This is a genomic window from Terriglobia bacterium (assembly GCA_032252755.1).
Classification (GTDB): domain Bacteria; phylum Acidobacteriota; class Terriglobia; order Terriglobales; family Acidobacteriaceae; genus JAVUPY01.
The window spans coordinates 18,668-31,746 of record JAVUPY010000034.1 but is presented as its reverse complement, the minus strand read 5'-3'; the positions used below and the strand labels follow the sequence as shown (position 1 = coordinate 31,746).

Annotated in this window: 11 protein-coding genes and 2 tRNA genes; 4 read left to right on the top strand and 9 right to left on the bottom strand. The window is 55.4% G+C overall.

All coding sequences use genetic code 11. The features are described 5' to 3' along the window. A partial coding sequence (locus ROO76_08620; protein MDT8068215.1) for a fused MFS/spermidine synthase occupies positions 1-1,827 on the top strand: 1,827 nt, incomplete at its 5' end. Here the strand turns inward: ROO76_08620 and amrB are convergent. The 7 genes from amrB to ROO76_08585 all read right to left on the bottom strand — a co-directional run bounded on the left by amrB (position 1,808) and on the right by ROO76_08585 (position 6,845). Then, the gene (gene amrB / locus ROO76_08615) at positions 1,808-3,316 is read right to left on the bottom strand and encodes an AmmeMemoRadiSam system protein B (GenBank protein MDT8068214.1); all 1,509 of its coding nucleotides are present in this window, start codon (positions 3,314-3,316) and stop codon (positions 1,808-1,810) included. The two genes, ROO76_08620 and amrB, sit on opposite strands and share 20 nt — an antisense overlap. Positions 3,317-3,328: 12 nt before the next feature. Beyond that, the gene (gene amrS / locus ROO76_08610; protein ID MDT8068213.1) at positions 3,329-4,507 is read right to left on the bottom strand and encodes an AmmeMemoRadiSam system radical SAM enzyme; all 1,179 of its coding nucleotides are present in this window, start codon (positions 4,505-4,507) and stop codon (positions 3,329-3,331) included. Between the two features lie 222 nt (positions 4,508-4,729). Further along, positions 4,730-4,806, bottom strand: a tRNA-Asp gene (locus ROO76_08605). 79 nt (positions 4,807-4,885) lie between these two features. Further along, positions 4,886-4,962: transfer RNA gene (locus tag ROO76_08600), tRNA-Val, on the bottom strand. Positions 4,963-5,362: 400 nt separating this feature from the next. Next, the gene (locus ROO76_08595; protein ID MDT8068212.1) at positions 5,363-6,136 is read right to left on the bottom strand and encodes a hypothetical protein; all 774 of its coding nucleotides are present in this window, start codon (positions 6,134-6,136) and stop codon (positions 5,363-5,365) included. Then, positions 6,117-6,581, bottom strand: coding sequence for a hypothetical protein (locus ROO76_08590; GenBank protein ID MDT8068211.1), 465 nt, complete (start codon positions 6,579-6,581; stop codon positions 6,117-6,119). Before ROO76_08590 ends, ROO76_08595 begins: the two co-directional genes overlap by 20 nt. A gap of 54 nt (positions 6,582-6,635) precedes the next feature. Then, on the bottom strand, positions 6,636-6,845 hold the full coding sequence (locus tag ROO76_08585) for a helix-turn-helix transcriptional regulator (protein ID MDT8068210.1): 210 nt from the start codon (positions 6,843-6,845) through the stop codon (positions 6,636-6,638). An 852-nt stretch (positions 6,846-7,697) separates the two neighbouring features. Between ROO76_08585 and ROO76_08580 the strand changes: the two genes are divergently transcribed. From ROO76_08580 to bshA, 3 genes are all read left to right on the top strand, one after another. Further along, the gene (locus ROO76_08580) at positions 7,698-8,072 is read left to right on the top strand and encodes a response regulator (GenBank protein MDT8068209.1); all 375 of its coding nucleotides are present in this window, start codon (positions 7,698-7,700) and stop codon (positions 8,070-8,072) included. A 155-nt stretch (positions 8,073-8,227) separates the two neighbouring features. Further along, positions 8,228-9,097 (top strand): ChbG/HpnK family deacetylase, encoded by an 870-nt coding sequence (locus ROO76_08575; protein MDT8068208.1) that lies wholly within the window; start codon positions 8,228-8,230, stop codon positions 9,095-9,097. A gap of 200 nt (positions 9,098-9,297) precedes the next feature. Then, positions 9,298-10,446: an N-acetyl-alpha-D-glucosaminyl L-malate synthase BshA gene (gene bshA, locus ROO76_08570; GenBank protein MDT8068207.1), complete on the top strand. Its 1,149-nt coding sequence runs from the start codon at positions 9,298-9,300 to the stop codon at positions 10,444-10,446. On the opposite strand, the gene ROO76_08565 is transcribed toward bshA, so the two are convergent. Together ROO76_08565 and ROO76_08560 are read right to left on the bottom strand one after the other, a co-directional pair. After that, positions 10,416-11,741, bottom strand: a complete 1,326-nt coding sequence (locus ROO76_08565; protein ID MDT8068206.1) for a histidine kinase — start codon at positions 11,739-11,741, stop codon at positions 10,416-10,418. The genes bshA and ROO76_08565 overlap by 31 nt on opposite strands. Before the next feature lie 99 nt (positions 11,742-11,840). Further along, positions 11,841-13,073 (bottom strand): DHHA1 domain-containing protein, encoded by a 1,233-nt coding sequence (locus tag ROO76_08560; GenBank protein MDT8068205.1) that lies wholly within the window; start codon positions 13,071-13,073, stop codon positions 11,841-11,843. Positions 13,074-13,079: the final 6 nt, after the last annotated feature.

Below are 13,079 nucleotides of genomic sequence, written 5' to 3'. Positions count from 1 at the left end.
ACGTTCGGCGGAGTGCTCGCCAGCATTCTGTTTATTCATTATTTCGGTTCGCTTCAGATTGCGACGTTTGTTGGCGCTGCGAATGTTCTGGCAGCAATCTGGCTTGGGTTTACGGCGCCAAGAATTCGGTGGATTATCAGCCTGATCGCGCTAGCCGCGACTGTTGGCTGCGCTTTTGTCTCGGCGCGACTCGAACGTATATCAGTGTCGAAGCTGTGGCCGGGTTTCAAAGTCCTCGCCTCCCGGACCTCCCCTTACGGCAGCCTCGCAGTGATTGAAACAGAGGGGAACCGCAGTATCGTTCAAAACGGAATCGTTCTGTTCACCGCGCCAGACGAGGCATTCGCCGAGGAAGCGGTGCATTTTCCGCTCCTGGAGCATCCTTCACCCAGTACGGTTCTGCTGATTGGCGGCGGCTTGAATGGGAGTATCGCCGAGATACTGAAGTATCCGACCGTCACCTCTGTCGATTACGTTGAACTCGATCCGGCTGTCGTACAACTCGCGCGCGAATTTCTCCCGGCGACGTGGCCTGCCGAGAGTGCGCCTCGGGTTCACGTCCACGAGATCGACGGCCGGCTTTTCATTCGCTCGACCGATCGACGCTTCGATGTGGTCATTCTTAACCTTCCGGAGCCGCAGACCGGGCAGATCAATCGTTTCTACACCGAGGAGTTCTTCCGGCAGGTATCTTCGCATCTCGCGCCTGGCGGCGTTTTCGGTTTCCAGATGCGTGCTTCGGAAGAGTATTTGAGCCCGCAGATGGCGGATTTTCTGCGCTGTCTCAATGCGACCTTGCGCGGGGTATTCGCAAACACCATTGTGATACCCGGCGAGACTGTGCATTTCCTGGCGTCGCAGCAGACCAAGACGCTTTCCCTCGACCCGCACTTACTCCTATCTCGCCTGCGCGACCGCGGCGTTCATACCCAGTTTGTCAGCGAGTACTACCTCCCATTCCGGATGGCGCCCGATCGTATCGCGAACATCGAGGAGCAACTTCGGCCCTCAGGAAACACCCGCGTGAACCGCGACTTTGTTCCAGTAGCGTACTTCTTCGATATCGAGCTGTGGGCCACGCAGTTTGCCAGTTGGTATCGCAGCGGCTTTGAATGGGCAGCGGGGATTCCAGTTCGAACTATCTCGGCGTGCGTACTGTTCCTGCTCGTCCTTGCCATCGCCGTATTCGTCAGAGTTCGTGAGATTTCCTCGCGCATTCGTCTCGCCGCAGCCAGTTCCGTCGCTGTCATGGGGTTGGCGGTGATGTCGACCGAAATCATCCTGCTGCTTGGATTCCAGGCGGTCCACGGATACGTCTTCAATGAGCTCGCCCTCATCACTGCAGGATTCATGTCCGGCATGGCCATTGGAAGTTGGCGATCAATGAAGCGATTGAGACCTGGCACAGCAAAGGACGCACGTGTGCTGTGGCCAATGTTAGGTGCGCAGATGGCGGCGACCGCCATGATTCTGCTCACAACCCCGCTAATTGCCTCGATGGGAACGCTCCCCGGGAATGCCATGCCTCCTTTTTGTGTACAGGGGATATTCCTGCTGATTGCGCTGCTTACTGGAGCGATTGGAGGATATCAGTTCCCTCTGGCTTTGCGAGCGTTCACGGCAGGGAACAAAGGGGCCAGTAACACACCGGGAATTCTCTACGGCATAGATCTCGCCGGCGCATCGCTAGGTGCGCTCTTCATCAGCGTTTATCTGTTGCCTGTTTTCGGATTCATTGAGACTGCGGCCCTCGCAGCTCTGGCCAACACCGTGCCGATTGTGATGCTTGCTGTGTTGCTCCGGTCCGCTACCGCTTCGCCGCACTGACATCGCGGTCGGAGAACACGGTGGCGGTGAACGTAAACAGGTCGGCATCTTCGTCCCGCCATGCCTCACCCGGAAACCCGGCTTTCAGCGAGACTTCCTGCAGGAATGTCGCGCGGTCCCAGCGCTGTTCAACGGGCACTTGTGGAAGCAGGAGTCCTTCGCGGGAACCCTTCCTGATCAATAGTCCGTGCTCTCCAATCTTTATCGTGCTGGTGTCCAGAACATGCTGCATGGGAGACAGCACCGAGATTTCATACTGCAGATCCTTCAACTCACTTTCCCGGACAGGCGAAAACCGCGGGTCGCGCAGAGCCGCTAATGCCGCCACATCGCGAACCGTCTGGTACAACGGGTATATCGGTGACGTGTATCCGATACATCCTCGCAGCTCGCCCTTTTCTCTTAGCGTGACGAAAGCTCCGCGCTCCTGCAGCAGAATGCCGGTGGCCGGAACTGCAGGCTCGTACACCTTGTGATCCCGTACCGCAGATTCAACCGAAGCACGCGCAATTCTCAGCAGTTCTGCCTTATCCTGGTCGCTCAGCGCGGAAGCCTTCTGGTCGTTCTTTGGTCGCCCTTTGATGATCGCGAACGCTGCGTACCCCACCACTCGCGACTTGTCGCCCGTCACGTCTCCGGAATTTGCGTACTTCAATAGCCGAGGAGCCGATCCGCCGAGGTGCTGTGTTGCGATCATGACGGCAACGATGGGTGCCCCGCCGCAAGCCTCCCACACTCCGATATCTAAATTTCGCGATACCGTAAGGAAGTCATTCTGCGTAATTGCGTTCAGAAGGTTACGATCCTTCCTCCCTGCGTCGTCATACTTGTGGTAGTGCGAGAGATCGGAACTCGCGACAAGAAGCGTGTCATTGTCTTTTCGCAGAAGCTTCTCGAGAGCCAATCCGAGCGCCCGGCTAGATTCGTACGACTGTTCCCCCATGACGATGGGAACGATCTTGAACTCACCGGAGAGAGCGCGCTGCAGGAAAGGAAGCTGCACTTCCAGGGAATGCTCGGACTGTTGCTTATGAATCGCATGACCTGTGCTGGAGAGCCGGATGGATGGATCGAGGTGGGCAAGTTTGCGAGCAAACTCGCGATCTACCTCGACCTTTCCCAGCGGGGTGCAGTAGGAGTCGCCATCGTAAACAGAAGTAAAACCGATGGGCTCGACGTGCGTTGGACCGATGATTACCACGCGCTTGAAGTGTTTGCCCTTCACCGCCGCATATGAATATGCGGCCACGCCGCCCGAAAACGAGTAGCCGGCGTGTGGTGCCACCAGGCCGATGACGGTTCCATCAATGTTGGGAGCGTCCGCCCGTGCCAGCGCGCTATCAATGAATGCGATTAACTGTGCCGGGTCTGCCGGATAGAAAGAGCCTGCTACGGCAGCGGGACGGTTCTTCGATTGTTCTGCACTTTGGCAGCATGGACTCGCAACCAGCAGCAGTCCTATGAGCACACCCCCCAGACAATTCTTCATGGAAGCCTCCGATCAGGCCCACACCCCGGGAATCGCATGACCGCACTTCTTACACTTACCTTTTTCCAATTTGATGTGTGAAATCCTGTATCCAGCCCGCTCAATCAAAAGCTCGTGGCATTTCGGACAGTACGTGTTCTCAGCCTTGTGTCCAGGGACATTGCCTATGTAGACGAATTGCAGTCCTTCAGCATCGGCAATCGCCTTCGCACGCTCGAGCGTCGGAACCGGCGTCGGTGGCAAATTCTTCAGCAGGTAGAGCGGGTAGAAACGAGTGAAGTGCACAGGTACGTCAATCCCGATCTCCGACTTCATCCATCGCGCCATGTTGCGAAACTCCGCATCGCTGTCGTTCAATGTCGGAACCACCAGATAGACAATTTCGAGCCACTTCGCCCGACGCCGGGCAGTCGCAATGGTCTCCAGCACGGGTTTCAATTCGCCGCGTACAACGTCGCGGTAATACCTCTCGGAATACGATTTCAGATCGATTTTGATTGCATCCAAACGGTCGCAGAGCCCCCGCAAAGGCTCCTGCTGAATGAAGCCGTTGCTCACGATCACGCTGCGCACGCCTTCGCGATGCCCGGTCTCGGCGGCGTCCATCACGTACTCATAAAAGACAGTCGGCTCGCTGTAGGTATATGCGATAGTGGAACAATGGTTGCCGCGTGCCTGCACCGCGATGTCCCGGACGGGCAAGTATTCTTCACGCAGGTCCTCTGGGCGCGCCTGTGAAATTTGCCAGTTCTGGCAGAACTTGCAGTTCACATTGCATCCACCGCTCGCAACCGAGTACGCCACCGTTCCGGGCAGGAAATGGAAGAACGGTTTCTTCTCGATCGGGTCGATGTGCTGGGCTACAACTCGCGAGTACACCAGGGTGTAGTAAATTCCTGCGCGGTTTTCGCGAACGCGGCAGAACCCGCGCTCTCCGGGAGGAACGACGCATTCTCTCGGACACAACCTGCATTGCACCATTCTGTCGGGCAACTTGGAGTAGTAGCTCGCTTCTTTCCGGTATCGCGATTCGTCACCGCCAAATGCCGGACGAGCCATGGCGTGCGCAGCAGTGAAACAGAGACACGCCCCGCCCAATTGCAAGAAGGCTCGTCTGCTGACCTGGCAAGGAAATCGCGGAATCATGTCATCGATGAAGACGCCGGGGGTAATGGTCGACCCATTCGCCATGCCGACCTCCATGAGAACCGGGGAGGGGAGAGCTACACGTTCTCCGAAGGTCTTATTAGCAGATCGCGGGCAGAGTTTCAGTGATGTCGAACACTCGATACTGAGCGGAAACGTGCAAATATTCCGGCGCCCTAAGTATGGCTCCGACGTCATCAAGAGACTGCCACACAATGACTCTGTGACAGCGCATTTCCAGGCAAGCCAGGATCTTCTGAAGGAATATGGCGGGGACGACGAGACTCGAACTCGCGACCTCTGCCGTGACAGGGCAGCGTTCTAACCAACTGAACTACGTCCCCGCATCTCTGCGGTGCGTGGCCGGCCAAGGCGCACGACTTGCGGCAACAACTCTCGCCGTTGTCCCACGTGGAGAGCGAATGGTGGGCAGTGCAGGACTCGAACCTGCGACCTCCTGCTTGTAAGGCAGGCGCTCTAACCAGCTGAGCTAACCGCCCTAAATGCTTTGTTTTAAGATACTTAGAGAAACAAGCAGTAAGGCGCCCCAACGGGCCTCTCGACTTACCTTCCTCAATATAAACGGTTGATTCCAATCGCGCAACACCCTCCGCCATCTACGATTCACTGGACCCTCTGCTTGGTAATTACATGCTTTGTCTGTCTCTGCGCCCTCTCCTGAGTCGCAAGGACCCGCCCTATTGCAAGCAGGTCTTGTTTACGCTTGAGCGGCAGTTCTTCCCAAATCGCAAACAGCCTTCTGAAGAGGCGGCGATTTGGCAATGCATTCCAGTAGCAATCCGGCACTGCGTGCTTGTGTAACTCGCGGTTCATGTCTGACACTTATAGCATGTCCACTTATAGTCGTCAAGCCATGGAATTGCGTATGTCGGACGGCCGCTACAGCAGGTTATCTTCTACATACTTCGCACCTTTTGGGGATAAGACAACCGAGTCGTCCTCCTCGCTGAATTCGATCAGTCTCTCTTTGTGTAGGCCCCGTAAAAGTGCTCTGAACCTGCTTTCGTTCGAATACTCTACCCAGTCTTTCAAGTCTTCAAAGAGAACTGACGAGTTCTGAGTTGAGTAGAGGAGTAGTAGCGCCTCCTCGCGAGCTTTCAGTCCATCTTTTATTACGCGTCTCTTACCACCAATCTCCCAGATGGTCGGCAGTTGACGAAGTGAAATGCCGTCCACAATGTCTTGTGCTTCCTCTAATGAAAGACCGTGATTGATCCTGATCAGTTCGCAGAGAATCCAGTCCGCGGTCCTGGCCATTGTGACGGTGTCAATTTCATTAGCATCGACGTCGCCGCCGACGTGACCAACACCTCTCTTATTCCTCATCGTGTACAAGAAAACTAGGGCACGTGGTATTACCACTCGGTCTGACTCGTTGCCTTGGGTCGCAGGAGCAGATGTCAACCTTTGGCATTCATCTGCGAAGTTATTGATCTTTGTGCCGAAAGGAGTAAAAGTTCCGAGTATTTTTTGTTGTAAAAATCTCAATACGATTTCACAAAATTTTCCGGCAGCAAGTCCGGCCGCATCGTATCTGGACTCTACAGAGTTCTTTTTCAGGTCTAAATAGGTCGTAATCAGTCGCTGCCGAAAATTCGCCGGAACGGTTGCAAGTGCAGTTCCTAGAGCCGAGTTATGTTTTTTTGTACTCATATTGGTTCTCGGCGTTCTTCTCTCGCGTCAACGCACCGTTACGCACCAAACGCGCTAGCTTTCCGGAAAATTCGTTAGCTTTGAAGGTACGTGCCAAGTTGTGCTTCGAATACTCGATGATGTCGTTAATAGTGCGTGGACTGTCAAAGAAGGTGCCTTCCACGAGTTGTGTTAACGTCGCGGGAGCCCCCGATCCGGTTCCTCTTTTTTTCTTCTCTGTCCACTTCTTACCTTCAGTGTCCGGCTGTGATTCCTGTTTTCTCCGAACTATTCTGTGGGGCCTTTTCGTTACTGACAAACTGCCCCTACGCGGTTCCTCGTGGCTGGTGTTTTCTTCAGCGAAAACGAGTTCGAGTACCCGAAGTTGAACCGCCTCCGACGCGAACTTGTTTAGTACCTCCGCAAGTTCCAACAACTGTTCTTTTTTTTCCTTAAGTCTGTCCATGAACAACTGCCCCCTTTTATGCAACCACTTACCTTCGCCGCATACGCTGAACAGTTATCTCAACTTTTCAGCTTCGTGCATCAAGACACTCAAACGAATGTCCAATGCAGCTGCGATCTTGCACATATTCACAAGGGCAACATTCCTCGTACCCCTCTCAACATCGCCTATATAGGTACGGTGGATATCAGCGAGTTCAGCAAGTCTTTCCTGTGAAATCCCTCGCTCCGTCCGAATCTTCCGGACAGCGATGCCAAACGCCACTCGCGGGTCAAACGTATTTCTCGCAGTCACGGCTGAAGACTAGGTTGCTGATGGCTATGAGTCTACAGACTATAAGAGTGACTGTACAATGAATTCTGTTTGTTGGTTATCACACAACACAGTGATAACTGCGCTTTTGGTCCGCTGTCAGTTCCTGTACTTTGATTTGCGCTTCCGATCAGTCATGCCGAAAGGCCTTTTGCGACAAGTCGCAGTGAGACTGAAAGGAGGCGAGATGAAGAAAAGATGCCCGAAAGGGTATTCCATGTACTCATCACAACACTGTCGGGTTACCCGACAGTGTTTGTTGTTTTTGTCGTGTTTCTGACGTTGTTCCGGGCGCTTAATTCCGCCACTTTTTTCGTAATGTTATGACCTTCCGGGATTTAGCGACGGCAAAACAAACTCTGTTTGTTTGGTGCGGAGAGTCGCCATTTAGTGAGTAACTGGAGTGAAATGTTGAATTTAGGGGGGATTCAATGCAACAGAGTATGTTGTCAACCGCGGAACTAAATTGTAAGGCAGGCGCTCTAACCAGCTGAGCTAACCGCCCTCCGTGTGCGCCCTGCGGCGCAGCTTTAACCTCTTCGACGAGGGCGGCTTCGAAGCGGAACCAATGCCTTCAACAATATACATAAACCTGCACGAGTCGGTCAATTCTACGGCACTCTTGCTCCACCGTCCGAACATTGGATTTCAAGGTCTGATCAGGGTCTCTCGACAGCAGTTTTTTTGGGACTGCGACTTGCAAACCTGCGACTTATTTTTCCGACCTGCCGGGCATCTTTTCTCCTACTTACCTGCACTAACTTAAAAGCCGCGCCCTGTCCGTTGCGGCGAAGGTGCGTTCCCATGAAAGCTATCCTCTTCGTCGACGATCACGAAGTCCTCGCACGTCTAAGTTGCGAGATCCTGGAAATGCAGGGCTACAAAGCCGTCTGCGCCTTCAACGCCCAGGAAGCACTTGAAAAATTTGAGCGGCAGAAGTTCGATATCCTCGTGACCGACTTCCGCATGGAAGGCATGAACGGATTGGAGTTGGCACGTCACATCCACGAAAAAGATCCGCAGGTCCCTGTCATCATTGTCACCGGCTACGGTCCGGTAGACGGAGGCAAAGACGTCAAAGCCTGTCTGCAAAAAGAAGAACTCTTCCCGGCACTGCTCGAAAAAATTAAGTTCTACCTCGGCGAAACCGAACCGAAGGAATCCCTCAGAAGCGCCTGAAAAAATCGCGCGATCGAGCCAACGTGCCACCGTGCATTGAAAATAATGGTGCGATCCCTCCCTGCGCGGTCCAATCGTCAATGTGAAAATCGTCAATCGTCATTGCTTTACGATCCCCGATGGCCTGATCGTGTGATGGCACGATATATTGAGTCGTGCGTCGTCTCATCATCAACGCCGACGATCTCGGCCTAACACCCGGAGTGAACCGCGCCATCTTCGAGGCCAACGCGAACGGCATCGTCACCTCCTCAACGCTTATGGCCAACAGCGCGGCTTTCACGAACGCCGTTGATCAGATCCGATCGCACGCGACAGCAGCCCTCAGCATTGGCTGCCATTTGGTGCTCGTCGACGGTGTGCCCGTCACGCAACCCGAGCGCGTATCCAGCCTGCTGAAAACCTCCTCCTCGTTTCGCCAGGGAATTGGCGAATTCGCGTGGGCAGCACAGCGCCGTAAACTCGATCCTGCCGAAATCGAGACCGAGGCCCTTGCGCAATTCAAGAAGATCTTGTCAGCAGGAATACAGCCTTCGCACTTCGATGCGCACAAGCACTCGCACATGTTCCCGCACATTCTCGGCCCTGCTTTGCGCGCTGCCCGAAGCTGTGGAATCACGCGTGTGCGAAATCCGTTCGAACCCGAAAATCCGCTGCCCGTCTCATATTTGCGCCGAAATCTCTCTCTCGTGAAGCGCGTACTGCAGGTTCGCGCTCTCCGCATTTTGCGATCCAAGTGGCTGCACCTGGTCAAAGACGCCGGTTTCAAAACTCCTGATGGTAGCCTGGGCGTGATCACAACTGGCGATCTCGACGCCAGGCTCTTTCGTGCGCTACTCGAAAACATGCCTGAAGGCACGTGGGAACTCGTCTGCCACCCCGGCTATAACGACTCCGATCTGGACAAAATCCGCACCCGCCTTCGCGTCTCCCGCCTGCATGAACTCGAACTCCTCACCTCACCCGAAACCAAACACCTCATCGAATCCATCGGCATCGAACTGATCACGTACAACGAACTGTAAGCCTCAATCGTGTCATCGGGTGGAGCGAAGCTGTATAGTGCGGAGTCGAAGGACCCGTTCTTCATTCTTCATTCCGACATTCGACATTCTCTTTCAATCGTCGATGCGAAAATCGTCAATCGTCAGTTTCACGGTTGCTTTTGCATCGATCTGTACTTCCGCTCAATCTAATACCTTGATAACGTTTCATCGGACATTCCATGCGGATAGGAATCACCTGTTACCCGACCTACGGCGGCAGTGGTGTAGTCGCGACCGAACTCGGCATCGAACTCGCCAACCGCGATCACCAGGTGCATTTCATTTCTTACTCGCAGCCCATCCGCCTCACCGAGGAGCACCCGAACATCCACTTCCACGAGGTCGAGGTTTCTCGTTACCCGCTATTTGAATATCCGCCGTACGATCTCGCGCTCGCAACGCGCATGGCCGAAGTTGCCGAACTATATGAACTGGACCTGCTCCACGTGCACTACGCTATCCCGCATTCCGTCAGTGCCATGCTCGCGCGCCAAATGATGGCCGCCGGCAACGGTGCCAAACCGCGGCGTCTCCCGTTCGTCACAACTCTGCACGGCACCGACATCACACTGGTAGGCCTGGACGCGTCCTATCTACCCATAACGCGCTTCTCCATCGCACAAAGCGATGGCGTCACCGCAATTTCGAATTACCTGAAGCAGAGAACCATCGAGGAATTCGAAATCACTCGCCACATCGAAGTCATTCCCAATTTCGTCAATTGCGATATCTACGTCCCCGCCCGGCAGAACGTTTCCTTGCGCAGCGAGTTCGCCAAAGACGGCGAACGCATTCTCGTCCACCTGTCGAACTTCCGCCCGGTGAAGCGCGTCTGTGATGTGATCGAAATCTTCGAGCGCGTCTTGAAGAAAGTGCCTGCGAAGCTGCTGATGATCGGCGACGGCCCCGACCGCTCGAAAGCCGAATGGCTCGCGATAAAGAAGGGAATCCACGACCAGGTTCACTTCCTCGGTAAGCAAGATCGCGTACATGAAAAACTGGGCATCGCCGACGTCATGCTCATGCCGAGCCAGTTGGAGTCTTTCGGATTAGCCGCATTGGAAGGGATGGCTTGCGAGGTCGTACCAGTGGCCACCAACGTCGGCGGCGTGCCCGAGGTCATCGAGTCCGGCCGTACCGGCTTCCTCGCCGAGGTCGGCGATATCGAAGCCATGGCCAATTACACCATCGGCATTCTCTCGGATGACGCCAAGCTTCAGGAAGTCCGCCGCCGCTGCCGCGTCTACGCGCAATCGCGATTCTGCGCCAGCAAAATTATTCCGAAGTATGAAGCCTTTTACCGTGCCGTAGTCGAACGAAATTCGTAAGGAAAGTGTTCGTCTTCCGCGGTTGGCATGGGCAGAACGAGTCGCACGACCGTTCCGTTGCCCTCGCGACTCTCCAACTCCATCCATGCCGCATCGCCATAGAGCACCTTGAGCCGCTCTTTCACATTCGCGAGGCCGATTCCGGTACCGCCACCATCGCCCGCCGCAGCCAGTCCGACCCCGTCATCTTCAACCTCAATGACCAGCCGTCCATCCACGATCCGGCTGCGCAGGTAGATACTGCCGCCGTCAACCTTCGGCGAGATGCCATGCTTAATTGAGTTCTCCACCAGCGGTTGCAGAATCATGCTCGGGATGATTGCATCCAGGCTTTCCGGCTCTTCTTCTTTCACGACCTTTAGCTTGTCGCGCCCAAAGCGGACGACCTCGATATCCAGGTAATCGTCAATGAAGCTGAACTCATCGCGCAGCCGAACAAAGTTGTCGCCGCGACCCAGCAGCCGGCGCAGAATGTTCGACAGCTTGACGATCATAATCCGCGCTGTGTCCGGGTCGAATCGCACTAGCGACGAAACCGAGTTCAACGTGTTGAACAGGAAGTGCGGGTTGATCTGGCTCTGCAGCGCGTCCATGCGTGCCTGCAAGAGCAGCCTCTGCTGCTCTTCCAACTTCATCTCGATTCGCGTGTTGTTCAACACCTTCAGCGCAATCGCCACCGTCATTACTGTGCCCAGATAGATCGCAACCATCACAGCCCAGTTCTGCGGCAGCAATGCAAACGTGTGATGAGGGAACTCCCGCTTCGCCTGCAACAATAGGAATTCAAGGCACAGTATTAGGACGAAAAAGGATGTTTGCCAGTCGATGAACGATTTGGCAATCGTCCGCCGAATCCAGCGGTATATCGAAAGGTCAAACAGGGGCGAGAATGACCAGATCGCCTCGCGATCCGTCGCCAGCCTCCGCATCCAGCCCGCTGCCAGGCCGGCACCAACATTCAACGGCAGATTCGTCCAGTCGCCAAGCGCAACCTGGGGCAGGGAAACAAATAGCGCGCCCGTCATTCCGCCAACCCGCCCGGTGATTACGCCCATCAGGAGAGAAGCCTCGAATGCGAGGTCGGCCGCCAGAAAGTTCTTGACCGAGTGCCGCACAATCACTCCTAGTGCATACGGCACCGCGATCAGCGCGACCATCTCCAGGTTTTCCGAAAGCGGCCGGTTCTCGTTGAACAGCAGCACCCGGAACCGCCTCGCACGCGCCAACACGCTGCTCACCGCGGCCGAAACGCCGAGCTTGACCAGCAGCGTGATAAGTACGAGACGTTGATCCATAAAAACCCGTTCTTAGTTCTCCGCTCTCAGTTCCTGCTTAAAAGGCATATGGGTCGAATCGGTGCCCCGCATCTGCCGTTGCTGGCACATGTGGTCTTTTCATTTTATCGTCGCCGCCGCCTCGCGCACTGCTTCTTCCAACTTCGATAAATCTGGCACTCCGCCCTGCGCCAGATCCTTATTTCCGCCGCCGCGCCCGCCCAACTTAGTCATCGCTTCTTTCATCAGCGCGCCCATATCGTTCGGCAACCCCGGCGACTGCGCGAACACCAACGCCGCCTGCCCACTGGCAGCCCCCAGCAGCGCAACCACTCGAGGCGACTGCGTCAACTTCTGCGCCAGTAACTTGACGAACACTAAGTCGCGATCGGGGATGACCTGCGCAATAACCGCCGTGCCGGCGGTCTGCACCGCCGCGATCATCTGCGCCGCCCGCAACTCAGCAATTTCTTCCAGAAGCCTGTGCTGCGCTTTTCCGGCAGCCTTGTTCTCATCGAGCAACTTCCGAATCGATGCCGGAACTTCCCACACATGCGTCGAGAACAGCGCCCCGCTTTCCACCAGTGTCTCGTAATCCCTTCGCGCTGTACGCACCGCACGCTCGCCGGACACGAACTCCACTCGAAATCCCTGCTTCACCTTCTCGACCTTGCGGCAGAGTATGCTGCCAACCTGTCCAGTCGACTTAACGTGTGTTCCGCCGCACGCGCACAGGTCGAAGTCCTTGATCTCCACCAGGCGTAGCTCATCGCGCTCTGCCGGCGGAATCTTCCGTACGCCCATTTCGCGCGCCTTGTCGGGAGAGACGAAATGAACTCCGACGGTGCGATCCTGGAGTATGACCTCGTTCGCTCGCGCCTCGGTCTTACGCACCTGTTCCGCAGTCAGCGACTTCGTGTCGAGATCGATTGTGCAGCTCTCCTCGCCCATGTGAAATGAAACCGTCGGCATTTGAAACAACTCGACGAATGCCGCTGACAGCAGATGCTGCCCAGAGTGCTGCTGCATATGGTCGCGCCGGCGATCCACATCGACAAACCCGCGCACCCGCACCGCGCCTTCAGGAACCGTCCCCTCGACGAAATGCAGAATCGCGCCATCCTCGGCGTCGGCAACTTCAGTCACCCGCAGCTTCGGCAGGAACTTCCCGCGCACCAACTCCAGCGGTTCCAACTCAAACCATCCTGTGTCGAAAACCTGCCCACCACTGGTCGGATAGAAAACAGTGCGGTCGAGCACTAGCGCAGTGCGGCCATCCACCGTCCGCACCTCTTCCAGCGCAGCTACAAAGTCGTATAGAAATGAATTGTGATAGTAAAGGCGCTCAGTCATAAGAAG